The sequence below is a fragment of the Streptomyces sp. NPDC054794 genome, assembly GCF_053611585.1.
Genome location: NZ_JBSHAQ010000059.1, coordinates 21,635 through 46,403 on the forward strand (window position 1 = coordinate 21,635; position 24,769 = coordinate 46,403).

Sequence of the window (24,769 nt, forward strand, 5' to 3'; positions counted from 1 at the left end):
GTTCAGAGCGTCCTTTCGCCGGAGATGGCAGGGGTGAGGTCGGCCGCGGGCGGGTGCGGCAGCGGCGCCAGCAACGCCTCCAGGCGGCGGGCCACCGTCAGGACGAGATCGTCGGCGCCGACCGGGCCGACGAGTTGCAGGCCGGCCGGAAGTCCGGCGCGGGTCAGACCGGCGGGAAGGGACACGGCGGGCTGGCCGGTCATGTTGTACGGGTAGGAGGCCGGCGCCCACGACAGCCACATCAGGTCGCGGGGGTCGGCCGCCCAGGCGGGGCCTATCGCGTCGGCCTCGAAGGGCTCGACGGGCACGGTCGCCATGGCCAGCAGGTCGTAGCGGTCCATGACGGAACGCAGCGTGGCGCGCAGGTTCTGGCGCACCTCCTCGGCCTGGATCACCCGGACGCCGCTGAGGGTGCGTCCGTGGCGGACGATCTCCAGCCGGCCCGGGTCGCACCAGGCCTCGTGCTCGGGCGGGGTGCCGGCGGCCTCACTGGCGGCGAGGATGTCGACGACGGCCGGGTAGAGGTTCTGGCAGCGCACCTCCACATCCTCCACCCGGTGCCCCTCGGCGATCAGTACCTCTTTGCCCTGTTCGGTGACGCGGCGGATCTCCGGGTCGGTGCCCTCGTACTCGATCCAGCCGATCCGCAGGGCGCGCAGGTCGCGCGGGGAGTCCAGCGAGCCGAGCCCGGAGTCGGGGTCGGTGGGGTGCGGGCCGGCGATGACCTGGCCGAGCAGGCCGGCGTCGGCGACGGTGAGCGCGAGGGGGCCCTGGTGGGCGAGACGGTCGGCCCCGTTCGGGAAGTAGGGCACGCGGCCGTAGGACGGCTTGTAGCCGACGACGCCGCAGAACGCGGCCGGGATCCGGATGGAGCCGGAGCCGTCGGTGCCCAGGGAGCCCTCGCACAGCCCGGCCGCGACCGCGGCGCCGGCCCCGCCGCTGGAGCCGCCCGCGGTCAGCCGCGCGTCGTAGGGGTTGCGGGTGGGCGGGGCGACCCGGCCCACGGTGGAGGCGCTCCAGCCGAACTCGGACGTGGTGGTCTTGCCGACGACGATCCCGCCGGCCGCGCGCACCCGGGCCACGGCCGGGGCGTCCTCGCGCGGACGGTCGTTGGGCAGCAGCGAGCCGCGCGTGGTGGGCAGGTCGCGGGTCTGCAGCAGGTCCTTGACGGAGACCGTGACGCCCAGCAGCGGCAACTCCCACCAGGCCTCGCGGCCCTTTTCCCGGATGAGGGCGTCGGCCCGTTCGGCGGCCCGCAGGGCCTCGTCGCCCGCGACCGCGACGTAGGAGTCCAGGGTGTCCCGCTCGCGGATCGCGGTCAGGACGGACTGGACGTGCTCGACGACGGTGAGCTCTCCTCGGGACAGGAGCTCCTTGATCTGACTGATGCCGCGGGCGGTCATCGGCTCTCCTTCAAGAGCGCGCCGAATACGGAACGGGGCGGGGCCCGCCGTGCGTGTCAGGACGCACGGCGAACCTGCCCGGGGGCGGTGCCGGCCGCCGCGGGTACGCCGCCCGTGATGACCGACCAGTGCCAGGGTGAGTCGAACGCGGTGACCTCGACGGGCCGGCCGGCCGCGGCCATGCCGGCGGCCAGGCCGGTGGCGCGGGCGACGAACGCCGAGACGCGGTGCGCGGCGAGCAGGTCCTGCTCGTCGAACGGGACGCCGTCGCTGCGCAGCAGCCTGAGGTCGATGAAACCGTTGAAGGTCCGTCCGTCCACCTCGACGGCCTGCGGGGTGCGGATGGAGAACCGCACCTTGTTGTTGACGTGGCCGTGGTGGTGCTGGTCGGAGTAGAACGCGACGTCCGGGATGGTGGGCGGCACGAAGTGGTCGCGGGCGAGCACCTCGGTGGAACGGGGCAGGTTGCCCGCGATGAAGTGCCAGGAGTTGTACTGCATCCGCGAGGACATCGCCCAGGCGGCGTCGGCGAGCGCGGAGATCGAGTCGCCGAAGTGCCGTGCGGCGGAGGGGTGCGGGACCACGCAGCAGAAGAAGCGGGTGATGTCCCAGTCGCAGATCTCCGCCCAGCGCTCCTCGCGCAGCGCCGAGACGAGGGCGGGCAGCGAGCGGATGCCCCGGCTCATCGTGAAGTCGGCCTCGAACACGTCGGTGGTCGCGGCCACCGTCTCGTACACGAGGTGCTCCAGGCCGGTGCCGAAGTCGCCGTACGGGGCGGCCAGCCAGTCCGGTGCGGCGGCCAGGCCCTCGCCGAGCTCCGCGAGCGTGGAGCCGGTCACCGGCAGCGCGTCGGTGAGCCGGGCACACAGCGCGTCCTCGCGGGCCAGGGCCCGCTCGCCGGGCGCCTGCGCCACGCGCTCGATCTTGTGCATGAGGGCGCCGTGGATCTCGCGGTACAGCTGGGCGCCGCGCAGGGCGTGCTGCCGGCGGGCGCGCAGGGCGACGGCGAGTTCGTCGAGGGCGGCGACGGTGTGCGAGGCGGGGGCCGGGACCGGTTCGCCGCCGGGGATGCCGTTGTAGCCGCGGCGGACCCGCTCCAGCATGTAGGCGACGTGATCGACCGTCAGCTGGGTGCCGTTGGCCTCCTCGACCCGGCCGGCGCCGGCCGAGCGGATGAGCAGGATCAGGCAGACGAGGAGTTGTACGTCGCCGTCCGACCACAGCTCCAGCGGCAGGCCGCGCAGGCTGCTGAGCGCGCAGTCCGGGTGCCCGGGCCACAGCGTCTTGCCGGTGAGGTTGTTGGCGGCGCGGAAGTTCGTGTACTGCTTGTCCTGCTGGTGGAGCACGAACGGCGCGGTGCGCAGCGCCGCCTCGGTGGCCTGTTCCAGCAGCGCGTCGCGGCCCTCGGTGCCCTGCGCGGCGAGCCAGCGCCGGCAGTCGGCCACGGAGTCGGCCAGCCGGGCGGCGGCGCGCTCCGTCTCCTGCCGGTAGGCGTCCAGGTCCTGGCGCGTCCAGGGGATCCGCCGGACGCCGCCGACGAGGGTGCCTTGGCCGAGCGGTGCCTGGGAGGGGACGCGCAGCACGATGCGGCCGGAGGTGGACAGGCCGATCTCGCCGAGGAAGGCGGGCTCTTCGTCCTCGCCGTGCTCGGCGGCGGGCGCGTCGGACGCGGCCTCGCCGGTCTCCTCCTCGCGCCAGGTCAGCCCGCACGCCGACCGGACGGTGCCGGTCTCGCCGTCGTCGGTGCGCCAGGTCACCCCGCACAGCACCTTCAGCGCGGCCTCCTCGGGCGTGCTGAGGGCGCGCAGCTGGATGTCGGCGGGGACGTGGCCGTCGAGGGTGAGCAGCACCTCCACGAAGGAGCGGAGGTCGGCGCACTCCTCGGCGCTCTGCCAGGTCCGCTTCAGCAGACCGGGGAAACCGGCCTGGGGGTCGAACGTGCGGTCCGGTGTGACCGTGCCCGCCGGGATGCCGAGGCGGCTCGGGCGGCGGCTGATCCGCTTCCGGGCGTTGGCGGCACGGCGGGACTCACTCTGATCGGGCAGGCCGCTCATCACACGTCCTCGGCGGTGAGTTCGATGTGGTTCCACATCGGCTCGTCGGTCGGGGTCCATTCCTCGTCGACGTAGATGCAGTCCACGGGGCACTCCAGTACGCACTGGGGGCAGCCCGAGCACAGCTCGGGGATGATCACGACATCCAGTCCGCGGTCGAAGATGGCCCCGAACTCCTCGGGGCAGCTGCGCAGGCACGTGTCACAAGTGATGCACTCGGACTTCTCGATGCGGCGCGGCGGCTTCTTCCAGTTGTCGGGGCGGGTGCGCTGCTCTATTCGCTCGGCCCGCCCGGACAGCGCTGCCGACGAAGCGATCTTTTTCACGGGCAGGGACCCCTTATGTGAGTCTTCTCGGCCACAGCCGGAAACCGGACGCATCCGATGGTCGGACCAGCGTCTCGACCGGGCCCGGAGCGTCGGTGGGGGGCGGGTTGAGCTCCGGGAACCGTCTCAGGCGCTGGTGGAGGCCGGCTCGCGCGGCGGCCGAGTGCCGTCGACGCCGAGCCCGGCCAGCTCCAGCAGCAGGCCCTTCACCTCCGTGGCCGCCACCCGCCCGGCCGCCGCGTCGGGCGCCGAGCACAGCAGCAGCGGACCCTCCTCGTCGTTGCCGGGCAGCCGGCCGTGGCTGCCGCGCACCGGGGACGGGTCCAGCGGGACGACGGCCATGCGGTAGCGCAGGCCGAGCTTCTTGCGGGCCAGCGCGGAGGCGGCCCGGACGCGGACGTAGGGGTCGGCCGGGTCGAGGAAGAGTTCGGCGGGGTCGTAGCCGGGTTTGCGGTGGATCTCGACGAGCTGCGCGAAGTCGGGGGCGTGGGCGTCGTCGAGCCAGTAGTAGTACGTGAACCAGGCGTCCGGCTGCGCCACGGCGACGAGTTCGCCGGCGCGGGGATGGTCGAGGCCGTGCGCCTTCTTGCCGGTGTCGTCGAGGAGCAGACCGATGCCGGGCAGTTCGTCGAGGACCGCACGGGTGGCCGGGAGGTCCTCGGGGCGGCGCACGTAGACATGGGCGATCTGGTGGTCGGCGACCGCGAACGCCCGGGACGCCAGCGGGTCGAGGTACTCCATGCCGTCCTGGGTGTGCACCTGAAGCAGGCCGGCGCGGCGCAGGGCGCGGTTGATGTCGACGGGCCGGCGGGCGGGCGTGATGCCGTACTCGGACAGTGCGACCACGGTACGGCCCTGCGCGCGGGCGTCGTCGAGCAGCGGGGCCAGGGCCGCGTCCAGGTCGGCGGCGGCCCGGTGCGAGCGGGGGTCGTCGGGGCCGAAGCGCTGCAGGTCGTAGTCGAGGTGGGGCAGGTAGGCCAGGGTCAGGTCGGGGCCGTGGGCGGTCAGCACGTACCGGGTGGCCTCGATGATCCAGCGCGAGGAGGCCAGGCCCGCGCCGGGGCCCCAGTAGCTGAACAGCGGGAAGGTGCCCAGGCGTGCGGTGAGTTCGTCGTGCAGGGCGGCGGGCCGGGTGTAGCAGTCGGGTTCCTTGCGGCCGTCGGCGCGGTAGACCGGGCGGGGGGTGACGGTGAAATCGGTGTCGGCGCCCATCGCGTACCACCAGCAGATGTTGGCGACGGTGTAGCCGGGATGCGCGCGGCGGGCCGCGTCCCACACCCGCTCCCCCTCGATCAGGTGGTGGCTCTGCCGCCACAGCAGGACCTCGCCGAGGTCGCGGAAGTACCAGCCGTTGCCCACGATGCCGTGCTCGGCGGGCGTGCGGCCGGTGAGGAAGGTGGCCTGCACCGAGCAGGTGACCGCGGGCAGCACGGTGTCCAGGGCTGCCCGGGAGCCCCGCTCGCCCAGGGCGCGCAAGTGGGGCATGTGGGCGAGCAGTGCCGGGGTGAGACCGACGACGTCGAGGACGAGCAGGGGCACGGGTCCCTCTGGTCGGGTCATGGCAGTTCCTTCAGGCCGTGGTCGGTCAACAGGTCGCGGGCGAGGGCGAGTTCGGCGGCGATGCCGTCGGCGAGCTGCCCGGCGTCGTGCGGGCGCAGCGCCGGCGGCAGCGCCTGCCAGGTGTACGTCTCCACCTCCAGGTGCCTGGTCAGCGGCCGTTCGCCGCCGACCAGGGCGGCCACGGTCCGACGCAGGACGGGCAGGGTGGAGGTCAGGGGCTCGGCGGGCGGCGCGTGCAGCGGGACGTGGAAGTGGGCGCGCCACGGCGTGTCCGCCGGCAGTGTTCCGCCGGCCAGGGCGGGCCCGAGGTCGTCGGTGCCGAGCAGTCCCGAGCCGGTGGTGGCACGGGTCTGGTGCAAGAAGCGCGGCTCGTCGAACGCGGCCAGGGCGGCGCGCACCTCGGGCCGGTCCGGGTGCTCGGCGTGCAGCGCCGCGGACAGCTGACACTTGACCACCTCCACCCCGGCGGCGGCGAGGGCCGCGAGGGCGGGTTCCGGTTCCTCGAAGGATGTGGCCAGATGGCAGGTGTCGACGCAGATCCCGAGACGGGTGTGCCCGACGGAGGTCAGCGGGCCGATCGCGTCGGCGCAGGTCTCCACCACACAGCCGGGCTCGGGTTCCAGGGCGACGCGCACCGAGCGGCCGGTCGCCGCGTGCAGGTCGTCGAGCCGGCCGGCGAGTTCGGTGAGCGCCGCGTGGGCGCGGGCGGCACGGGGTGCGTCGTGGGCGGTGCGCCAGGCCAGCGGCAGGGTGGAGATGGTGCCCTCGGCGGCGTCGTCGGGCAACAGCGCGGCGAGGACCCGGGCGAGGGCCAGGGTGTACGCGAGCCGCTCGGGGTCGGCCCAGTCGGGCTCGTACACCCGGTACTTGACCTCCTCGGCGCCGAAGCCCTGGTAGGGGAAGCCGTTGAGGGTGACGACCTCCAGACCGGCCCGGTCCAGGGCGGTGCGCAGGGTGCGCAGCGCCCGCGGGTCGGTGTCGAGGGTGTGGGCGGCGTCCCGCGCGAGCCACAGCCCGATGCCGAGCCGGGGCACGCCGAGGCGCTCGCGCACCGCGGCGCAGTGGGTGTCCAGCTGGCCGAGGACCCCGTCGAGGGTTTCTGCGGGGTGCACGTTGGTGCAGTAGGCGAGGTGGACGACGCTGCCGTCCGGATGCCGCAGGCGCACGGCTCACGCCCCGGCGGCCACGGGATGCGCCGCCGCGGGGGTGGCGGGGGCGCCGCGCAGGATCGAGTTGCCCTCGTGGGTGGGCCCGGTGGCGGGCGCCGTCAGGCGCAGCCGGCCGCTGAGGGAGTAGAAGGCCACCGGGTTGCGCCACAGCACCAGGTCGACGTCGTCCTCGTCGAAGCCGGCGGCGAGCATGGCGTCGGCGACCTTGCGGGTCTTGAGCGGGTCGCTCTTTCCCCAGTCGGCGGCGGAGTTGACCAGCACCTTCTCCGGACCGAACTCCCTCAGCACGGCGACCATGCGCCGCTCGTCCATCTTGGTGTCCGGGTAGACGGAGAAGCCGAGCCAGGCGCCGCTGTCCTTGGCCTCCTCGACGGTGGTCTCGTTCAGGTGGTCGAGGAGCACCCGCTCGGCGGGCAGCGCGGAGGCGGCGACGGCGTCGAGGGTGCGGCGCAGCCCGGCGAGCTTGTCGCGGTGCGGGGTGTGCACGAGGGCGGGCAGGCCGTGGTCGGCGGCGAGCTGGAGCTGGTGCTCCAGGGCGGTGTCCTCGGCCGGTGTCATCGAGTCGTAGCCGATCTCGCCGACCGCGACGACCTGGTCCTTGACCAGGTAGCGGGGCAGGTCGTCGAGGACCGGTGCGCAGCGCGGGTCGTTGGCCTCCTTGGGGTTGAGGGCCAGCGTGCAGTGGTGGGTGATGCCGTACTGGGCGGCGCGGAACGGCTCCCAGCCGAGGAGGGAGTCGAAGTAGTCGTGGAAGGAGGCGGGCGAGGTGCGGGGCTGGCCGAGCCAGAAGGCGGGCTCGACGATCGCGCGGACACCGGCGGCGTGCATCGCCTCGTAGTCGTCGGTGGTGCGGGAGGTCATGTGGATGTGCGGGTCGAAGATGCGCATTACCGCTCCTCCTTGGTCGAGGCGAGCACGTGGTGCAGGTCGTCGGGGACCGCCCGGCCGGCCGCGGTGCGCTCGGCGGCGTACGCGCGCAGCATCCGGGCCAGTTCGCCGTCCCCGCGGGAGCGGCTCGCAAGGCCGGCGACCCGGCTCACGGGCACACCGGTGAACAGACACTTGAGGACGGCGTGCCGCCAGGTGTGCGCCTGAAGGTGCCGGGCGGCGTAGTCGCCGAGGGCCGCGGCCAGCAGGCTGGTGTCGTTGGTGCGCAGTGCGTCCTCGACGAGCGGTACGCCGTGCGCGGGGTCGGTCTCCAGCAGGGGCAGCGCGAGCAGTACGGCCCGGCGCTCGGCGGCCGTGCCCTGGCTATACAGCCGGGTCAGGTCGGCCGGGTCCGGCCGGGCCGCGGTCAGCAGCAGCACCCGGGCGTCGTCGGCGGGCCCGCAGCGGCGGCCGGCTTCGGCGAAGCGCAGCTCCCAGCCGGGTGCCTGCGCGGCGGCCTCGGCGCGGGCCTGCTCCAGCCAGCGCCGCGCGTCCTCGTCGAGGCCGACCACGAGGGTCTCGGGCCGGGCCGCGCCGCCCTGCCCGGTGTCCGGGCCGGCGTGCACAGCGGTCATCTCGTGCCTCCGTTTCGCAGGAAGTCCAGGGAGCGGGCGGCGAGTTCGGGTCCGGCGTGGGAGTGGCGGGGCAGTTCGACGACGGTCAGTCCCCGGTAGCCGCTGTCGGCCAGGGCCGCGAGGACGGGCGGGAAGTCGATCTCTCCCTCGCCGAACGGCAGGTGCTCGTGGACGCCGCGCCGCATGTCCTCGATCTGCACGTGCCGCAGCCAGGGCGCGGCCTGGCGCACGCAGTCCTGCACGGGGGCGGACTCCAGGCACTGGCAGTGCCCGATGTCGAGGGTGAGGCCGAGCGGGGCGGGATCGCCCAGATCGGAGCGCAGCCGGTGGAAGTCGGCGAGGGTGGCCAGCAGATGGCCGGGTTCGGGTTCGACGGCGAGCGGGATGCCCGCCTCGTCCGCGGCGTCCAGTACCGGGTCCAGGGCGCCGGCCAGGCGCTGCCAGGCGGTGTCGGTGTCGACGCCGGGCGGGCCGACGCCGCTGAAGCAGTGCACGGCGTGGGCGCCGAGTTCGGCGGCGATCCGTACGGCGCGGACCAGCAGCCGGATGCGGGTCCAGCGGGCGTCCTCGTCGTCGTCCAGCAGGCTCGGGCCGTGCTTGCGGCGCGGGTCGAGGACGTAGCGTCCGCCGGTCTCCACGGTGACGCCGAGGCCGAGCTCGCCGAGCCGCTGGGCGAGGCGGGCGGTGCGGGCGGGCAGGTCGCGGGCCAGCGGGTCGAGGTGCATGTGGTCGAGGGTCAGGCCGACGCCGTCGTAGCCGAGGTCGGCCAGCAGGGCGAGGGCGTCCTCCAGGCGCAGGTCGGTCAGCCCGTTCGTGCCGTATCCCAGGCGCAGCCCGTTCGTGCCGTATCCCAGGCGCAGCCCGTTCACGTGGTGCTCACCCTGCGCGCCAGCCGGGCCGCGACCGGCGCGAGCGCCGTGGTCAGCAGCCCGGTCCCGGGCGCGCCGGCCCGCGCCGCCAGCGCCCCCTGAAGCGCGATCGTGGCCCGGATCCCGGCGCCGACCGCCCGCTGGGTCAGCACGGGAGAGGGATTCAGCACGGCATGCGCGAGGGGCCGCGCGAAGGTGACCCCGTAGCCGAGAGCGAGCGCGCTGCGGACGGCGCCTTCTCGGGAGACGTCGGCGCCACGCAAGCCTTTGGCCCCGCGAAGGACCCCGGCCCCGCCGGAGACCGTCGTCGCCACCGCCGTTGCGGCCGCGAGGGCGACGAGCGGGGCGGTCGTCGAACCGCCCTCCGCCTCGCGGCGGGAGACCAGGGTGACGGCGCAGGTGTGGCTGCCCAGCAGGGCGGCCGGGGCGAGCCCCGGGCGCAGGGGGCCGTCCGTGGCGGCCGCGCCGAGCAGCAGGTCCAGGGAGCGGGCGGCGGCCATGGCGACCGGTCCCGCCGGTGTGTGCTTCAGCTTCAGGTCGTACGCCCACACGGTGGCCGCCAGCGGCGCGGCGACCGCGAACGTCCGGCGGCCCGCGCAGGCGGCCAGGGCCAGGCCCGCCACGCTCAGCGTGCCCGCCGCCGCGAGGGCGGCCCGTGGCCGGATGCGGCCCGAGGGCAGCGGCCGCCGCGGGCGCTGCACCGCGTCCTCGTCCCGGTCCGCCCAGTCGTTGAGGGCCATGCCCGCCTCGTACAGGCACACCGAGGCGCCGATCGCCAGGGCGGTGGACCGCCCGGCCCGCGCCCCGGCGGCCGCCGTGCCGGCGAGCACGTCGCCGGGCACCGTGAACACGGCCGGGATACGCAGCAGTTCGGCCCAGGCCCGCGCCGTGGCCGCGGCGGAGCGCGGCGGGCGCGCGGCGGGGGCTCCCCCGGCGGCGGGCAGGGTGCGGGCCCCGGACGGCGCGGCGGCCGCCGCGGGCTGCGGCGCGGGGTGGAGGTGGCGCGCCCGCATCCGGGCGGGGCCGGCGGGACGGGCGGCGGTCACCGGGGCTCCCGCAGTCGTTCGCCGAAGGCCAGCAGGGCCTCGTACTGCTCGGCCAGGGAGGCGCTGTCGCCGTAGGGATCCTTGAAGTAGAAGCCGAGTTCGGGGCGCGGCCCGCACAGTCCGCGCTCGTGGGCGCGGGCGAGCAGCCGGACCAGGTCCAGCACCAGCGGCGCGGCGAGCGCGGAGTCGCAGCCCTGCCAGATCGTCTGCAGCACCATGCGGGTGCCGAGGAAGCCCTCGAACGCGACGTGGTCCCACGCCGTCTTCCAGTCCCCGAGGGCCGGTACGTCGTCGATGTGCACCTCGCCCTCGGGCGCCGCGTCCAGGTTGTCAACGAGCACCCGCTCCTTGCCCGCGTTCTTCGCCGCCGCGGTCGCCGGGTCGGCGAGCGCGGCGCCGTCACCGCCGCCCAGCAGGTTCGTGCCCGACCAGGCCCGCACCTTCAGGGCCCGTTCGCGGAACATGGGGGCGAGGACGGACCGCAGCAGCGTCTGCCCGGTCTTGCCGTCGCGGCCCGCGTACGGCAGGCCCGAGACGGCCGCGGCTGCGGTGAGCTGCGGGTGGTGCAGCCCGGTGGACGGGGTGAAGTTGACGTAGGCGCAGCCGGCCCGCAGGGCCGCCGCCGCGTACAGCGAGCTGGCCGGCCATGCGCCGTGCTCCGGCGTCGGCTCGGTCGAGGCGACGTTGACGACGACGGCGCGGGCGACGCCGGTGGTGTGCAGGAACTCCCGCATGTCCGCGGCGAACACGCCGATCAGTTCCTCGGGGGCGCGGTCGTCGCCGGGCAGCGGGCCGCCGGGGCGGATCAGTTCGTCGGCGGCGGTCAACTCGCCCTGTACGGCGGCGGGCAGCCAGTGCGGCAGCACTCCCTGGGCGGCGAGTTCGTCCGCCCGCTTGGCCAGCGGGGTGCTCGCCGGATCGTGTCCGCCGAAGACCAGCGAGGACAGCGGCGGCAGGCCGCTGCCGGCGAGCGCGGGCGTCTCGGTGACCAGGCCGGTCGGCGGCAGCAGCCCGGCCGCCAGCGCCGCGCAGCCCGTGACCACTGTGGTGGCGACCGAGCCCCGGGCGCCGACCAGCCACACACCCGTCCGCGCCGAGGCGGCGGGGGTCTTCGTGTGAAGTGACACGGGTAGCCTCCAGGAGCGTCGGACCACGTGGTCGGCAAGCGGATCTCCGGCCAGAATGCCGAGCCGCCCGGCGCCCGGGCGCCCTGCTCCGGCGGCTGTCGAGTGACCGCCGAGCCGTTTCCCACCGAAAGCCGGTGCCCGCCCGGCGGGCGTGCGCTGAACTGGGGTCACCCGCCCGACGGCGGCGGCCTCTTTCCGCGTCCGACGGGCCGTGGACGGTTCCGGTGCGCGAAAAGGGACGACTTTTCCTTTGTCAAATAGGCGGATCGAAATCCCACCGGAATTCAAGTGCCCCTCCAGGGCATGCCGAGGCTTTTCCATACCGTTGTAGTCCGGGTCCCTTCCGGCGGTTGGGACACATGTCGCGCTCCTGCCATGGAGGAATCTCATGCCCGAATTGCCGCCCCCGAGCGTGGTCCGGGAAGCGGAAAAGACCCGTGCGGATCTGCAGCGGCGCAGTCGTGAACTCGCGCCCCCGCCCTTCGCCCTGCTGGAGCTGGCGATGGGGTCCATGGTCACGCAGGCGCTGTACGTGGCCGCCCGGCTGCGCGTCGCCGACGAGCTGGCAGAGGGTCCGCTGAGCCCCGCGGAGATCGGGCGGCGCGTCGGCGCGAACGCCGAGGCCGTCGACCGGCTGCTGCGGCTGCTCGCCTCGCAGGGGGTCTTCGAGGGTCACGAGGACGGCACGTACGCGCTGACCCCGATGGCCGACGCGCTGCGCTCCGACCACCCGATGTCGATGCGGGACATCGCCGTGCTGATGGGCCACCCCACGCACTGGGAGGACTGGAGCCACCTGCTGGACTCGGTGGTCACCGGCGAGGCGGCCCTGCCCAAGCACCGGGGCATGGGCGCCTTCGAGTACCTGGAGCAGAACCAGGAGTACGGCGAGGTGTTCATCCGCGGCATGGGCAACATGTCGGACACCGAGACCTGGCCCGTGCTCGGCGCGTACGACTTCTCGCAGTTCGAGACGGTCGTGGACTTCTGCGGGGGCCGCGGCGGGCTGCTCGCCGGCATCCTGCAGCAGGCGCAGCAGGCGCGCGGCATCCTCTCCGACCCGCGGGTCGAGGGCAACGGCGCGGCCGAGTTCCTCGCCGAGAACGGCGTCGCGGACCGCTGCACCACGCACGCGGGCGGACTGTTCGACCCGGTCGTGCAGGGCGGTGACGCCTATGTGCTCAAGCACATCGTGCACGACTGGCCCGAGGAGCAGGCGCTGCAGATCCTGCGCAACATCCGGGCCGCCATCAACCCCGGCGGCAAGCTGCTGCTGGTCGAGATGGTGCTGCCGGAGGGCGGCAACGAGCCGCACTCGGGCAAGCTCGTCGACCTGTGGCTGATGCTGCTGGTGGGCGGCAAGGAGCGCAGCACCTCCCAGTACGCCGACCTGCTCTCCCGCGCCGGCTTCAAGCTGGAGCGCGTGGTGGAGACGGCCGCCGCGGTCTCCGTCGTCGAGGCCATACCGGTCTGATCCGGCACCCCGGATCCGGCTCCCCCGTACCCCGACGGCCCCGGCCGTACGTCGTGAGGACGTACGGCCGGGGCCGTCGCCGTGTGCCGTCGGACGGGCGCACGGGACGGCGTCGCACGGGGACGGCGTCCGGCGAAGAGGCAGACGCGACGCCGATGACGGTCCGCCGCACGGGAAAGGCGCCCGGCGCAGCGAAAAGGGCCCCGGTGTGCGGGATGCGCACACCGGGGCCCGTCGTCTGGGAGCGTCAGCGGGCGGGGCCGAACCAGCGCTCCAGCGCCGCGTCGAGCCCGTCCGCCGAGGAGCCGGCGAAGGCCACGTATCCGTCGGGGCGGACCAGCACGGCCGTGGTGTCGGCCAGCGGGTCGGGCCCCTCGACGGGCTTGACCAGGACGGTGGCCACCTCCACCCGGTCCCGCCGGCCCGCCGCCGCGCTCCGCACGGCGGCGTCGTCGGCCAGGTCGAGCAGCACCCCGCGGGCGGGGTGCAGCAGCCGGGCGATGCGGGTCTCGCCGTCCGCGCCGACCAGCAGCCGGGGCGGCATCCGGCGGCCCAGCAGCGGGTGGGGCGGCTGCGACGCGTCGCCCAGGTCGTAGCGGATGTCCAGGTGGCTGACGATGCCGGCCAGGTGCCGCTTGACGTCGTCGTAGCGGATGAGCTCGCCGAACAGCTCGCGCAGCGGGTCGGACTCGGCGCCGCCGAGGTAGACCGTGCCCTGCGCTCGGGTGTTCATCAGCAGGCGGCGGCCGACCGGGTGCCGCTCGTCGTGGTAGGTGTCGAGCAGGGCGTCGGGCGCGTCGCCGCGGACCGCCGCGGCCAGCTTCCAGCCCAGGTTGGCCGCGTCCTGCACGCCGGTGCTCAGCCCCTGCCCGCCGGCGGGCAGATGGATGTGCGCCGCGTCGCCGGCCAGGAAGACCCGGCCGCGCCGGTACTCGGCGGCCTGGCGGGTGGCGTCGGTGAAGGAGCTCACCCACGAGGCGCCGCCGCCGCTGATGTCCTCTCCGGTGATGTGCCGCCAGGCGTCCGCCACCTCCTGGTAGGTGACGGTCCGCTCGCGGTCGTGCGCCGGGGTGCCGTCGGGGCAGACGATGATCCGCCAGATGTTCTCGTTGAGCGGGGCGGACATCACCATGCCGTTGGGGAGGCGCTCGCCGAGGTGGCGGGCGCGCAGTTCGACGCCGGTGATGTCGGCGAGGTACATGCCGCGACCGGCGTCGGCGCCGGGGAAGTCGAATCCGGCCGCCCTGCGCACCCGGCTGGACCCGCCGTCGCAGCCCACCAGGTAGGAGGCGCGCAGCGGGTGCTCCTCCCCTTCGGGGGTGCGTACGGTGATCTCGACGGCGTCACCGTCGAGGAAGCCGTCGGCGAGGGACACGAACTCCCAGCCGCGGCGGATGTCGGCACCGAGCTCGTCCGCCCAGTCCTCCAGCACCGCCTCGGTCTGGCCCTGCGGGATGCCGCGGGCGCCGAAGTGCGCGTCCGGCAGCACGGTGAAGTCGAACTGGGTGCCGCCGAAGTGCCCCATCGGGCTCGTCGCCAGCGTCTCGCCCTGACCGAACCGGGGCAGCAGCCCCCGCTCGTCGAACGTCTCCATGGCGCGGGCGGTGAAGCCCAGACCACGGGACTGCCCGGTGGGGGCGGCCAGCTTCTCGATCACGACGACGCGGGCTCCGCCGAGGCGGAGTTCGCCCGCGAGCATCAGTCCGGTCGGGCCGGCACCGACGACGAGGACGTCGGTGTCCGTCGCTGACCCATCCATGGTTGTCCTTCCTGGCTGTGGGGATCTTCGCCGCCGGGCGTGGGGGCGTGGTTCACCGGCGGATGGGCGGCCGCCGGCCGGATGGTGCGGCGGCCGAACTCAGCGGGGCGGGCCGAACCAGCGCTCAAGGGCGTCGTGCAGCCCCTCGTCGCCGGCGCCGTGGTCGATCCAGACGACATGGCCGTCGGGTCGTACGAGCAGACGGTCGATGCCGTCGAGATCGCTGCCCGGCTCGGCGACGGCCGCCAGCCGGGTCACCCGGTCCTCCCAGCCGGCGGTGGTGGTGTCACCGGTCGGGGTGCCGGGGCGCAGGTCGAGCAGGACGCCGCCGCCGGAACGCAGCAGCCGTGCGGAGCCGACGCGGTCCTCGCGCACCCGCACCGTGGTGCACGGCAGCCGGGCGCCGAGCAGCGGGTGCGCGGGGCCGTCCACCTCGTAGCGCACGTCCAGTCCGCTGATCATGCCCGCCAGGTGGGCCCGCACCTCCTCCGAGCCGATCAGCTCGGTGAGCACGGCGCGCAGCGGCTCCACCGACGGTGGGCCGAGCAGCAGCGTCGCCTGGGCGCGGATGTTGGCGAGCACCCGCCGGCCCACCGCGTGCCGCTCGCTGTGGTAGGTGTCCAGGAGTTCGGCGGGGGCCTTGCCGCGCACGTGCAGCGCCAGCTTCCAGCCGAGGTTGAAGGCGTCCTGCATACCGAGGTTGAGGGCCTGTCCGCCGATCGGCATCTGCCGGTGGGCGGCGTCGCCCGCGAACAGGATCCGGCCCTGCCGGTACTGGGTCAGCTGACGGGAGGCGTCCCCGAAGGCGTTGACCCACAGCGGGGTGCCGCCGCTGATGTCCTCGCCGGTGACCCGCTTCCAGACGGTGACGATCTCCTCGAACTGGGCGTCGCCGGTGCGCTCCTGCGCGGACGAGCCGAACTCGTGGACCATCACCCGGGTCACGCCGTCGGGGCGGCGGGCGGCGATGGCCAGCCCGCGCTCCAGGCGTTCGAAGCGCCGGTTGGGCACCTCGATGCCGGCGACGTCGGCGCGCAGCAGTTCACGCCCGGCGTCCTGGCCCGGGAAGTCGGCGCCGATCAGCCGGCGCACGGTGCTGTCCTCGCCGTCGCAGGCCACCAGGTAGCGGGCGCGGATCTGCCGCCGCACGCCGTCGTAGCCGATGGCCTCGGCCTCGACCCGGTCCCCGTGGTCCGTCACGGCGACCAGCTCGTGCTTGCACATCAGCTCGGCGCCCAGCGACAGCGCCCACTCCTCCACGACCGCTTCGGTCTTGGTCTGCTGGACCTTCCACTGCCCGGGGTGCGAGCTGGGCAGGGTGAGGTCGAGGGGGATGCCGCCGAAGTGGCCGCGGGGCTCGTTGGGCGGGTTGCCGAAGTCGGGCAGCAGTCCGCGGTTGTCGAGGATCTCCATGGTCCGGGCGTGCAGGGTGGAGGCCCGTGACTCGGTGTTGGGGGCGCGTCGTTTCTCCACGACGACCACGTCGACGCCGCCGTGGGCCAGTTCCCCGGCGAGCATGAGCCCGACGGGACCGGCCCCGACGACGACGACGTCGGTCCGCACGCTGTCCGCCGGCACGGTCAGGCCTTCTTCTGCTCGGCGTAGGCCTTGGCGTGGGACAGCGTGGCGCAGCTGTTGGTGGACAGCGCCGTGTGCACGTACTCGCGGGCGTCGGCCACGGTGGCGTCGGGGCCGAGGGTGCGCGCGATGTTCTCCGTGTTGATGGTCACGGTGTGCTGGGAGGAGGCGGCGGTGCCCTCCTCGTTCTCGACGAAGGTCCACTCACCGGTGTGCAGGGTCATCAGCGCCGGCAGGGTGACCTGCTTGTAGGCGATCCGGTGGTGCGGGAAGACGACCCGGTAGGACTTGGTGGTGTGCGTCGAGCCGTCCTTGGCCCGGGTGTCCATCTCCAGTTCCTGCAGGCCCGGGGTCTCCTCGGTGAGGCGGACGATCGCCACGTGCGGGAGCCGCTCGGCCCACAGCTGCGCCTCGTTGATGAAGTCGAAGGCGTCCTTGGCGTTGCCGGCGATCTGCACGGTGTCCGTGAACGAGAAGGTGAGCTCCTCGGTCTCGGCGGCGTGCGCGCGCTCGACGTTGACCTTGAGCGCGGCGAGTTCCGCGGTGCTGTTCTTGTCCACGGCCCGCTCGATCCACAGCAGGTCGTGCGGCTCGTCGTCGATGGCGCTGTAGTCGTGCAGCAGCCGGACCCGGGACTCCTGCTCGCCCTGCGGCTCGATGATCCAGGTGCCGCCCATGTGCTTGACGGGCGGTGCCGGGATCTCCTGGCGGAAGGTGATGGTGAGGGACTCCGGGTCCAGGGTGCGGCGCGAGGTCCAGTCCTTCGGCTGGCCGTTCGCGGTGGCCCAGATGCGGATCCGCTCCTCGTTGCCCTGCGCCTCGATCCGGTCCACGTGGATGGTGGGCGGGAAGATCCGGGGCCAGTTCGTCACGTCCGCCAGCAGCTGGTAGACCGCGGCGGCCGGTGCGCCGATGGTGATGTCGTGCTCGACCTCACGCGTCGTCATGGCGGCTTTCTCCTCGGTGGTGTCGGGTGGTGGCGGATGTCAGAAGTTGCCCAGACCACCGCAGACGTTGAGGGCCTGCGAGGTGATGGAGGCGGCCGTGTCGGAGGCCAGGTAGCCGACGAGGCCGGCGACCTCCTCCGGCGTGGAGTAGCGGCCGAGCGGGATCTTCGACTGGAACTTCTGGAGGATGGCGTCCTCGGTGGTGTCGTAGGCGTCCGCGTAGCCCTGGCGCACGCGCTGGGCCATCGGGGTCTCGACGTAGCCGGGGCAGACCGCGTTGACGGTGATGCCGGTCGGCGCGAGCTCGTTGCCGAGGGCCTTGGTGAAGCCGACGACGCCGTGCTTGGAGGCCGAGTAGGGGGCGCCCAGGACGACGCCCTGCTTGCCGGCCGTGGACGCGATGTTGATGATCCGGCCGCGGTTCTTGTTGCGCATGCCGCCGGTGTTGAGGACCGCGCGGGTCATCCGGAAGACGCTGTGCAGGTTCGTCTCGACGACGTCCTCCCACAGCTCGTCGGTGAGGTCGGCGGTCACACCGCCGCCGGACCGGCCCGCGTTGTTGACCAGGACGTCGATGGTGCCGAAGCGGTCGACGGCGGCCTGGACGAACGCGTCGACGGAGGCGGTGTCGCGGACGTCGACCACACCTCCGTCCACGCTGAGGATCTCGGCCTGCAGATCCTTGACGGTCGAGGCGATGTTCTCGGCGTTGCGGGCACCGATGAAGACCTGGTGGCCGGTGGAGGCCAGCAGGCGGGCCGTGGCCAGGCCGATGCCGCTGGTGCCACCGGTGATGACGGCGACCCTGGGCGTGGCGCTCTGCGTCATGTCCGTCTCTCCCCTCAGGCTGCCTGGGCCGGCGCGAGCTGCGCGTTGACGACGTCGATGAAGGCGCGCGGCGTGTTGGCCTCGCCGACGGCCTCCTCGTCGAGGGAGATGCCGTACTCGCGCTCGATGAGGCTGCCGGCCTCCAGCAGCGCGAGCGACTCGTAGCCGATCACCTCGAACTCGGTGTCGAGGATGTCGCCGTCCAGGTCGACGCCCTCGGCCACGCCCGCGGCATCCCGCAGGGTGCGCTTGAGGTCATCGAGGGTGAACGCCTTGGTGGCCATGGTGGTTCCTTTCATCGGTGGTGGTCTGTGCTGGTGAGGGCGCTAGGCGGTGGTGCGCACGACCATGGCGGAGTTGAATCCGCCGCTGCCGCGGGCCAGGACCAGGGCGGTGCGCACCTCGGCCTGGCGGGGTTCGGCGAGGACCAGGTCGAGCGGGTAGTCCGCGCACGGCTCGATGTGCACCGTGGGCGGGATGACGCCGTCCCGCATCGACAGGAAGGCGGCCGCGAGGTCCAGCGGCGCACCGCCGGAGTACAGCCGTCCGGTCATCGTCTTGGGCACGGTCACCGGGACGCCGCGGTCACCGAAGACGTCGCTGATGGCCTCGGCCTCGACGCGGTCGCCGGCCGGGTCGCCGGCGCCGTCGGCGAAGACCACGTCGACGTCGACGGTGTCCACTCCGGCGTCGGCGAGGGCGACCTGGATGGCCCTGCGCAGGCCGGGTTCGCGGTCGCTGCCGGGGCGCGGGTCGATCGTCGCGCCGTACCCGGCGATCTCGCCGTAGACGCGGGCGCCGCGGGCGCGGGCCGCCTCGGCGTCCTCGGTGATGAGGATGGCGCCGCCCTCGCCGGGCACGTAGCCGTGCGCCTCACGGTCGAAGGGCAGATAGGCGCGGGTCGGCTCGTCCCGGGTGGACAGCTTGCCGGTGGCCAGCTGGGCGACCCAGCCCCAGGGGCAGATCGAGGCGTCGACGGCTCCGGTGACGATGAGCGAGGTGCCCTTGCGGATCTGCCGGCGGGCCTGCGCGACGGCGTCCAGACCACCGGCGCCCTCGCTGACGACGACCCCGGAGGGACCCTTCATGCCGTTGCGGATGGAGATCTGGCCGCTGTTGACGGCGTAGAACCAGGCGAACGACTGGTAGGCGGAGACGTACTGGCTGCCCCGGCTCCACAGGTTCTGCAGCTCGCCCTGGCCGAACTCGAAGCCGCCCGCGGCGGACGCCGTGATGACGCCCATGTCGAACTCGGGCAGGTCCTTGGGGTCGGCGCCGGCGTCCTTCAGGGCCCAGTCGGTCGCGACCAGCGCGAGCCGGGTGACCCGGTCGGTCTGCGGCAGCAGCCGGCTGGGCAGGTGCTCCTCGGGCACGAACCCGGGGACCTCGCCCGCCAGACGGGCGGGGTAGTCGGTCGGGTCGAACCGGGTGACGCGGCCGATGCCGTGCTTGCCGCCCAGCGTCGCCGACCAGTAGTCCTGGGTGCCGAGGCCGTTGGGCGCCGCGACGCCCAGGCCGGTCACCACGACCGAGGTGGTCATACGAGGCTCCTCTCGGGGCTGGCCAGCACCATGGCGCTCTGGAATCCGCCGAATCCGCTGCCGACCGTCAGGACCGCGTCGATCAGCTGATCGCGGGCGACGACCGGGACGTAGTCGAGGTCGCACTCCGGGTCCGGGGTCTGCAGGTTGGCGGTCGGCGGTACGACGTCGTACTCCATGGCCAGCGCGGACGCGGCGATCTCGATGGAGCCGATCGCGCCGAGGGAGTGCCCGACCATCGACTTGATGGAGCTGACCGGGGTCTGGTAGGCGTGATCGCCCAGGCTGCGCTTGAACGCGGCGGTCTCGTGGCGGTCGTTCTGCTTGGTGCCCGAGCCGTGGGCGTTGATGTAGTCGATCGCCTCGGGGTTCAGCCGGGCCTCGGCGAGGGCCAGGTTGATGGCCTCGGCCATCTCCACGCCGTCGGGGCGCAGGCCCGTCATGTGGTAGGCGTTGGAGCGGGTGGCGTACCCGGCGATCTCGGCGTAGATGTGCGCGCCGCGCTTCTGGGCGCTCTCCAGCTCCTCCAGGACGAAGAAGGCGGCACCCTCACCGAGCACGAACCCGTTGCGGGTCGCGTCGAAGGGACGCGAGGCGCACTCCGGGTCGTCGTGGCGCGGCGTGGTCGCCTTGATCGCGTCGAAGCAGGCCATGGTGATCGGCGAGATCGGGGCGTCGGAGGAACCGGCGATCACCACGTCCGCCGAGCCCTCGCGGACGAGTTCGACGGCGTAGCCGACGGAGTCGATGCCGGAGGTGCAGCCGGTGGAGACGACGGTGCTCGGTCCCTCGGCGCCGACGGCCCAGGCGACCTCGGAGGCGAACGAGCTCGGCACCATGAAGTCGTACAGGTGCGGAACCGCGTAGGTGTGGTCCACGGCCTCCAGCCGGCCGCCGTCGCTGACCACCCGGTACTCCTGGTCCAGGCCCATCGTGGCGCCGACCGCGCTGCCGACGGTGACGCCGACCCGGTAGGGGTCGACGGCGCCCAGGTCGATGCCGCTGTCGGCGACCGCGCCGCGGGAGGCGACGACGGCGAACTGGGCGGCCCGGTCCAGACGGCGGACCTCCTGGGGGCTCAGGCCGTGCGCGTAGGGGTCGAAGTCGGCCTCGGCGGCCACCCGGGAGCGGAACGGACTGGGATCGAAGAAGGTGATGCCGCGCGTGGCCGTGCGGCCCTCGCTCAGCAGGTCCCAGAAGTTGTGCCGGCCGACACCGCCGGGGGCGATCACCTCGATTCCGGTGATGACAACACGTCGCCGGTTCACGCCGACGCCTCCCAGTGGTAGAAGCGGGTGGCCATGGCATCGGCCGGGGAACGCCAGGTCGCCGGGTCGTAGGCCTCGATGAACGGCTTCAGGTCGTCACTGATGCCGACGAAGCGCGGGTCGCTCTTGGCGGCCTCGATCAGCTGACCGCCGTTGTCCTCGTCGAAGTCCTGGAGGTGGAAGTACAGGCCCCGGTAGGAGAACAGCTGGCGGCGCCGCGTGCCCATGCGGTGAGGCATGTCCGTCGCGTCGAAGTCGGCGAACAGCCGCGCCACGTCGTTGCTGGAGACGGCCGCCATCCGGGCGACAATCAGCGTGCTGTGCATAGGGTTCAGCTCCTCGGCGGTTGCGTGGGAGGGTTCGCGAAGCAGACGGGGCGGCACGGTGGGCCCGGGGCACCTCCATCGACCTCGACGGTGCGGCCCGGCGATAGCGCCCGGCACGGGGAATGCCTGAGTCCGGCCGGAGCCACCGGCGTGCAGCGGCGAACCGGTGCATACGCGCACGCCTCCGGCCGCCCGGTCCCAGCTCGGGAGCAACGGGCGTCCGGAGGCGTGCGGGGGGTGTCGCGTCGCCTGTGGCGCGTTACTCGGCGGAACGCGTGTGCACGACGTTGTAGGTGTTGAGGTCGGCGTAGGTGGCGACGGCGCGGGTCCGGTCCTGGGCCTTGATACGGCCCTCGGACTGCTTGTCGGCCGGGATGTCGCGGTAGGTGTCGAACGCCTCCTGGCTGTCCCACTGGGAGTAGGAGGCGACCCACAGGCCGTCCAGGCCGCGGGCGCGCAGGCCCTTGAGGACGATGTGGGACTGGAACCCGGGGACGTCCACGAGCCAGTTCTGGCCCTCGCCGAGGGCGTCGACCAGCTCGTCCTGGTTCTCCGGCGCGACACCGAAGATGGTGATGACGGTGAAGACGCCACGGTGCGGGCCGATCTCGACGGCGCCGCCCTTGCCGCCGTCACGGGTCAGCGTGTAGGCGACGTCGTTCTGCAGCAGGCGGATCGAGGTGGTGATCTCGCCGAAGACCGGCAGCGTGCGGTGCTTGAACTCCTCGCCCTCGTAGCGCTTCTCCAGGTCCTCGCCGCTGCGCCACTGGATGAAGTTGGCGGTGCCGTGGCTCAGGATGCCGGAGTGCACGGTGGAGGACTTCCAGCCCTCGTAGGTCGCCGCGTTGACGATCTTCGTCATCTCCTCGATCAGCTGGTCCTGCTTCTCGGGAGCGTCGGTGGTGAAGAGGTTGAGAACGATGAGGTTCTTGTCCTCGGGGGAAATGGTGGGCATGGATCCTTCGCTTCCTTTGAGGGTGCGGACGTGAGCCGAAACGCGGGCGCGCTTCAGGCGGCGGAGCCGAACCAGCGGGTGAGGGCGGGTACGAGACCGTCGGCACCGGTGCCGACGGCACCGACCCAGGCGACGTAGCCGTCGGGGCGCACGAGGATCCCGTCCACGGGAACGTCGCAGTCGAACTCGGCGGCGACCACGTCGACACGGTCGGTCCAGCCGGCCGCCGCCTCGCGCAGGCCGTGGTCCCCGCCCAGTTCCAGCAGGACGGCACGGCCGGCGTGCAGCAGGGAGACGCTGGAGGTCTTCTCACCGCCGACGACCAGCTCCCGCTCCGGCAGACGCCGGCCGAGCAGGGGGTGGTCGTCGCCGCCGACGTCGTGGCGGATGTCCAGGCCGGTGACCATGCCGACCAGATGACGCCGGACGGACTCGTGGCCCTCGACCAGTTCGGCGACGACCTCGCGCATCGGGGCCATGTCGTCGCCGCCGAGGTAGAGGGTGCGCTGGGCAAGGGTGTTGATCAGGATGCGGGCACCGACGGGGTGCCGCTCGCTGTGGTAGGTGTCGAGCAGGTTCTCGGGAGCCTGGCCCTTGAGGGCCAGCGCCAGCTTCCAGCCGAGGTTGACGGCGTCCTGGACGCCCGCGCTCATGCCCTGCGCGCCGATCGGCAGGTGGATGTGGGCGGCGTCGCCGGCCAGGAAGATCCGGCCGCGCCGGTACTCGGCGGCCTGCCGGCTGACGTCGGTGCTGGTGCTGACCCACAGCGGGGTGGCACCGCTGATGTCCTCGCCCGACAGCCGCTGGAACCCCTCGGCGACCTCCTCGAAGGTGATCGGCCCGGAGCTGGTGCGCAGCGGCTCGTTCCGGTCGAAGTAGATGATGCGGCAGCGGTCCGGCCCGAGCGGCATCACCATGATCATGCCGCCGGGGACGGCCTCACCACTGAAGCGGGGCCGCAGTTGCACACCGGTGATGTCGGCGAAGCGCAGTTCGACCGTCGCGGCGCTGCCCGGGTAGTCGATGCCGGTGAGCGTGCGCACGACGCTGCGGGAGCCGTCGCAGCCCACCACGTAGTGGGCGCGCAGCCGCAGCGGGCCGTCGGGCCCCTGGGCCTCGACCGTCACCCCCTCGTCGTCGGCGTCCAGGCCGGTGACCTCGACCCCGCGGCGCACGTCGGCGCCCAGCTCCTTCGCCCAGCCGCCGAGGACACCCTCGGTGCGGGCCTGCGGAATGCCCCGGGCTCCGTACGAGCCGCCTTCGAGCACCTGGTAGTCGAGCGGAACACCGCCGAAGTGGCCGACGGGAATGGTTCCCACCTCGCCGAAGCGGGCAATGAGGCCGCGCTGTGCGAACTCCTCGATGGTCCGGGCCGAGAATCCGAGCGCGCGCGACTCGCGAATGGGTTCGGAAAGTTTGTCGAGAACGACGACCGAGACTCCATTGAGCCTCAGTTCACCCGCGAGCATGAGTCCGGTGGGCCCTGCACCCACGACAATGACATCCGCATCGAAGAATTTCATTTGCCCTCTTCTCACTGGTGTCCGGCCAGTATTGCGAGGTATTTCCGAGGCCGTAAATAGCCTCCGATACAGGTTTTCGACAACGAATGCCAGAGAAACGTCGGGAACGTCAGAACTTTGACAAGCCGACTTGCCGGGAGGGGTACTTCCGGCGGCATTCTCAGACATGACCTCCACCCCGATGACCGAAGCAGCCACCACACAGTCCGACGCGGAGTCCCGCGCCGAGGTCGCGGACCTGCTCTCGCGGTACCTCGTCTCGCTCGACGACGAGGAGCTCGACGACGCCTGGGCGTCCGCGCTGTTCACCGAGGACGCCGTCGTGGCGTTCCCGATCAGCCGGCACGCGGGCGTCGAGGGCATGGCCGAGTACCACCGGTCGGCGCTCGCGGCGTTCGCCGCCACCCAGCACCTCGGCTCCCCGGCCCTGGTCGTGCTGGACGGCGACCGGGCGACGCTGCGCGCCAACCTGCTGTCCACGCATGTGCATCACGCGCACCACGCGCGCCCCGAGGGACAGCTCGACCCGCTGTTCGCGACGGGCACGTTCGTCGACGGCGAGGCGCGCCGCACCCCGCGGGGCTGGAGGCTGACCCTGCTGTCCTTCCGCCTGCTGTGGGCCGACGGCACCCCGCCGCCGCCGGCGGTCTGAGCCGCACACCGGCACCGGCGAGTGCCGACCGCACCGACCGACCGCACCGACCCACCGCGCCGAACGACCGCACCGCCCGGGGCTATTACGGCGTAATAGCCCCGGGCGTCGTCGTCGTGCCGGGGCTATTACGCCGTAATGGCTCAGGTGTTGAGGTGGATCACGCGGTCCACCGCGATCTCGATGACCACCCGGCCGGGCGGGCTGGGCGGGGCGGACCAGTACCGCTTGGCGTAGAGCTTGGCGCCCCGGGCGACCCGCGCGGGATCGCGGACCACGGTGCCGAAGCCCTCCAGCGTCACCCAGGTGAAGCCGTCCACCTGGCACAGCGCCACGCGACTGCCCGGCGCGGCCAGCAGGTTCCTGGCCTTGCGCGAGGAATCGACCGTCATCACCCGGGCCAGCCCGTCGGCCGCGTGCCAGGTGAACCGTACGGGAGCCACATGGAGGGTTCCGTCGGGCCGGAGCGTGGTGAACGCGGCCACGTGCTTGGGGTCGTGCAGGAAGGCCTCGACGGAGTCGGGCACCGCCAGGGCGGCCGGGGGCTGCTGAGACAGCGACATCGTGGGTGAGTCCTCACTTCGGGTGGGGTCATCCGGTGCGGGAAAACGACGGCGGACACAGCCGTCCGGGCCGCAAGGCCTGTGCGGCGGAGCAGGTCGCGGGCGCGGACGTCTGCGACCTGCTCCGCCGCACAGGCCCTGGACAGGGGCTAGTCGATGCTGCGGACGATCGTGTCCTCGTCCTCGTCGTCATCCGCCCCGGCCAGCCGGAGCGTCGGCACGAGCCCCACCGGCACCATGCCGAACAGGGCCATCTCGATCTCCCGCAACTCCTCCGTGCCGTCGCGCATGAGCACCTC

The 24,769-nt window shown here is 73.1% G+C and carries 24 protein-coding genes; 2 read left to right on the plus strand and 22 right to left on the minus strand.

Annotated elements, in window-relative coordinates:
• Positions 1 to 2 precede the first annotated feature (2 nt).
• The 10 genes from ACWGKT_RS40230 to ACWGKT_RS40275 form a co-directional block, all read right to left on the minus strand.
• Positions 3 to 1,403: an amidase gene (locus ACWGKT_RS40230; protein WP_453277581.1), complete on the minus strand. Its 1,401-nt coding sequence runs from the start codon at positions 1,401 to 1,403 to the stop codon at positions 3 to 5.
• A 56-nt stretch (positions 1,404 to 1,459) separates the two neighbouring features.
• Positions 1,460 to 3,457 carry a hypothetical protein gene (locus tag ACWGKT_RS40235; RefSeq protein WP_453277582.1) on the minus strand — a complete coding sequence of 666 codons (1,998 nt, stop codon included), beginning with the start codon at positions 3,455 to 3,457 and terminating at the stop codon, positions 1,460 to 1,462.
• Positions 3,457 to 3,783 (minus strand): 4Fe-4S dicluster-binding protein, encoded by a 327-nt coding sequence (locus ACWGKT_RS40240; RefSeq protein WP_356144475.1) that lies wholly within the window; start codon positions 3,781 to 3,783, stop codon positions 3,457 to 3,459. The genes ACWGKT_RS40235 and ACWGKT_RS40240 overlap by 1 nt, the downstream gene beginning before the upstream one ends.
• Before the next feature lie 126 nt (positions 3,784 to 3,909).
• Positions 3,910 to 5,343 (minus strand): alkaline phosphatase family protein, encoded by a 1,434-nt coding sequence (locus ACWGKT_RS40245; protein WP_453277583.1) that lies wholly within the window; start codon positions 5,341 to 5,343, stop codon positions 3,910 to 3,912.
• Positions 5,340 to 6,509 carry a metabolite traffic protein EboE gene (eboE, locus tag ACWGKT_RS40250; protein ID WP_453277584.1) on the minus strand — a complete coding sequence of 390 codons (1,170 nt, stop codon included), beginning with the start codon at positions 6,507 to 6,509 and terminating at the stop codon, positions 5,340 to 5,342. The genes ACWGKT_RS40245 and eboE overlap by 4 nt, the downstream gene beginning before the upstream one ends.
• Before the next feature lie 3 nt (positions 6,510 to 6,512).
• Positions 6,513 to 7,400 carry a TatD family hydrolase gene (locus ACWGKT_RS40255; RefSeq protein ID WP_453277585.1) on the minus strand — a complete coding sequence of 296 codons (888 nt, stop codon included), beginning with the start codon at positions 7,398 to 7,400 and terminating at the stop codon, positions 6,513 to 6,515.
• On the minus strand, positions 7,400 to 8,014 hold the full coding sequence (locus ACWGKT_RS40260; protein WP_453277586.1) for an EboA domain-containing protein: 615 nt from the start codon (positions 8,012 to 8,014) through the stop codon (positions 7,400 to 7,402). Before ACWGKT_RS40260 ends, ACWGKT_RS40255 begins: the two co-directional genes overlap by 1 nt.
• Positions 8,011 to 8,883: a sugar phosphate isomerase/epimerase family protein gene (locus ACWGKT_RS40265; protein WP_453277587.1), complete on the minus strand. Its 873-nt coding sequence runs from the start codon at positions 8,881 to 8,883 to the stop codon at positions 8,011 to 8,013. Before ACWGKT_RS40265 ends, ACWGKT_RS40260 begins: the two co-directional genes overlap by 4 nt.
• Positions 8,880 to 9,896, minus strand: coding sequence for an SCO3242 family prenyltransferase (locus ACWGKT_RS40270; RefSeq protein WP_453277605.1), 1,017 nt, complete (start codon positions 9,894 to 9,896; stop codon positions 8,880 to 8,882). Before ACWGKT_RS40270 ends, ACWGKT_RS40265 begins: the two co-directional genes overlap by 4 nt.
• A gap of 29 nt (positions 9,897 to 9,925) precedes the next feature.
• Entirely contained in the window at positions 9,926 to 11,056 is a 1,131-nt protein-coding gene (locus ACWGKT_RS40275) for an inositol-3-phosphate synthase (protein ID WP_356144461.1), read from the minus strand.
• Positions 11,057 to 11,444: 388 nt separating this feature from the next.
• On the opposite strand from ACWGKT_RS40275, the gene ACWGKT_RS40280 reads away from it, so the two are divergent.
• A complete protein-coding gene (locus tag ACWGKT_RS40280) occupies positions 11,445 to 12,530 on the plus strand; it encodes a methyltransferase (protein WP_356144459.1) in 1,086 nt (361 codons plus the stop codon).
• A 247-nt stretch (positions 12,531 to 12,777) separates the two neighbouring features.
• Here the strand turns inward: ACWGKT_RS40280 and ACWGKT_RS40285 are convergent, their stop codons facing one another.
• The 10 genes from ACWGKT_RS40285 to ACWGKT_RS40330 form a co-directional block, all read right to left on the minus strand.
• Entirely contained in the window at positions 12,778 to 14,289 is a 1,512-nt protein-coding gene (locus ACWGKT_RS40285) for an FAD-dependent monooxygenase (protein ID WP_453277588.1), read from the minus strand.
• A gap of 99 nt (positions 14,290 to 14,388) precedes the next feature.
• Positions 14,389 to 15,867, minus strand: coding sequence for an FAD-dependent oxidoreductase (locus tag ACWGKT_RS40290; RefSeq protein WP_453277589.1), 1,479 nt, complete (start codon positions 15,865 to 15,867; stop codon positions 14,389 to 14,391).
• A gap of 2 nt (positions 15,868 to 15,869) precedes the next feature.
• The gene (locus ACWGKT_RS40295) at positions 15,870 to 16,814 is read right to left on the minus strand and encodes an aromatase/cyclase (protein WP_453277590.1); all 945 of its coding nucleotides are present in this window, start codon (positions 16,812 to 16,814) and stop codon (positions 15,870 to 15,872) included.
• A 39-nt stretch (positions 16,815 to 16,853) separates the two neighbouring features.
• Positions 16,854 to 17,642, minus strand: coding sequence for a 3-oxoacyl-ACP reductase FabG (fabG, locus tag ACWGKT_RS40300; protein WP_453277591.1), 789 nt, complete (start codon positions 17,640 to 17,642; stop codon positions 16,854 to 16,856).
• A gap of 14 nt (positions 17,643 to 17,656) precedes the next feature.
• Positions 17,657 to 17,926, minus strand: coding sequence for an acyl carrier protein (locus ACWGKT_RS40305; protein ID WP_356144449.1), 270 nt, complete (start codon positions 17,924 to 17,926; stop codon positions 17,657 to 17,659).
• A 42-nt stretch (positions 17,927 to 17,968) separates the two neighbouring features.
• A complete protein-coding gene (locus ACWGKT_RS40310) occupies positions 17,969 to 19,183 on the minus strand; it encodes a ketosynthase chain-length factor (RefSeq protein ID WP_453277592.1) in 1,215 nt (404 codons plus the stop codon).
• Positions 19,180 to 20,451 carry a beta-ketoacyl-[acyl-carrier-protein] synthase family protein gene (locus ACWGKT_RS40315; protein WP_235454273.1) on the minus strand — a complete coding sequence of 424 codons (1,272 nt, stop codon included), beginning with the start codon at positions 20,449 to 20,451 and terminating at the stop codon, positions 19,180 to 19,182. The genes ACWGKT_RS40310 and ACWGKT_RS40315 overlap by 4 nt, the downstream gene beginning before the upstream one ends.
• The gene (locus ACWGKT_RS40320) at positions 20,448 to 20,777 is read right to left on the minus strand and encodes a TcmI family type II polyketide cyclase (protein ID WP_356144443.1); all 330 of its coding nucleotides are present in this window, start codon (positions 20,775 to 20,777) and stop codon (positions 20,448 to 20,450) included. The genes ACWGKT_RS40315 and ACWGKT_RS40320 overlap by 4 nt, the downstream gene beginning before the upstream one ends.
• Positions 20,778 to 21,036: 259 nt before the next feature.
• Positions 21,037 to 21,732, minus strand: a complete 696-nt coding sequence (locus tag ACWGKT_RS40325) for an antibiotic biosynthesis monooxygenase family protein (protein WP_356144441.1) — start codon at positions 21,730 to 21,732, stop codon at positions 21,037 to 21,039.
• A gap of 53 nt (positions 21,733 to 21,785) precedes the next feature.
• A complete protein-coding gene (locus ACWGKT_RS40330) occupies positions 21,786 to 23,255 on the minus strand; it encodes an FAD-dependent monooxygenase (RefSeq protein ID WP_453277593.1) in 1,470 nt (489 codons plus the stop codon).
• A gap of 166 nt (positions 23,256 to 23,421) precedes the next feature.
• Between ACWGKT_RS40330 and ACWGKT_RS40335 the strand changes: the two genes are divergently transcribed.
• Positions 23,422 to 23,907, plus strand: a complete 486-nt coding sequence (locus tag ACWGKT_RS40335) for a nuclear transport factor 2 family protein (protein WP_453277594.1) — start codon at positions 23,422 to 23,424, stop codon at positions 23,905 to 23,907.
• 143 nt (positions 23,908 to 24,050) lie between these two features.
• Here ACWGKT_RS40335 and ACWGKT_RS40340 read toward each other — a convergent pair whose 3' ends face one another.
• Positions 24,051 to 24,470: a pyridoxamine 5'-phosphate oxidase family protein gene (locus ACWGKT_RS40340; protein ID WP_453277595.1), complete on the minus strand. Its 420-nt coding sequence runs from the start codon at positions 24,468 to 24,470 to the stop codon at positions 24,051 to 24,053.
• A gap of 149 nt (positions 24,471 to 24,619) precedes the next feature.
• Positions 24,620 to 24,760: a hypothetical protein gene (locus tag ACWGKT_RS40345; protein WP_235454279.1), complete on the minus strand. Its 141-nt coding sequence runs from the start codon at positions 24,758 to 24,760 to the stop codon at positions 24,620 to 24,622.
• Positions 24,761 to 24,769 lie beyond the last annotated feature (9 nt).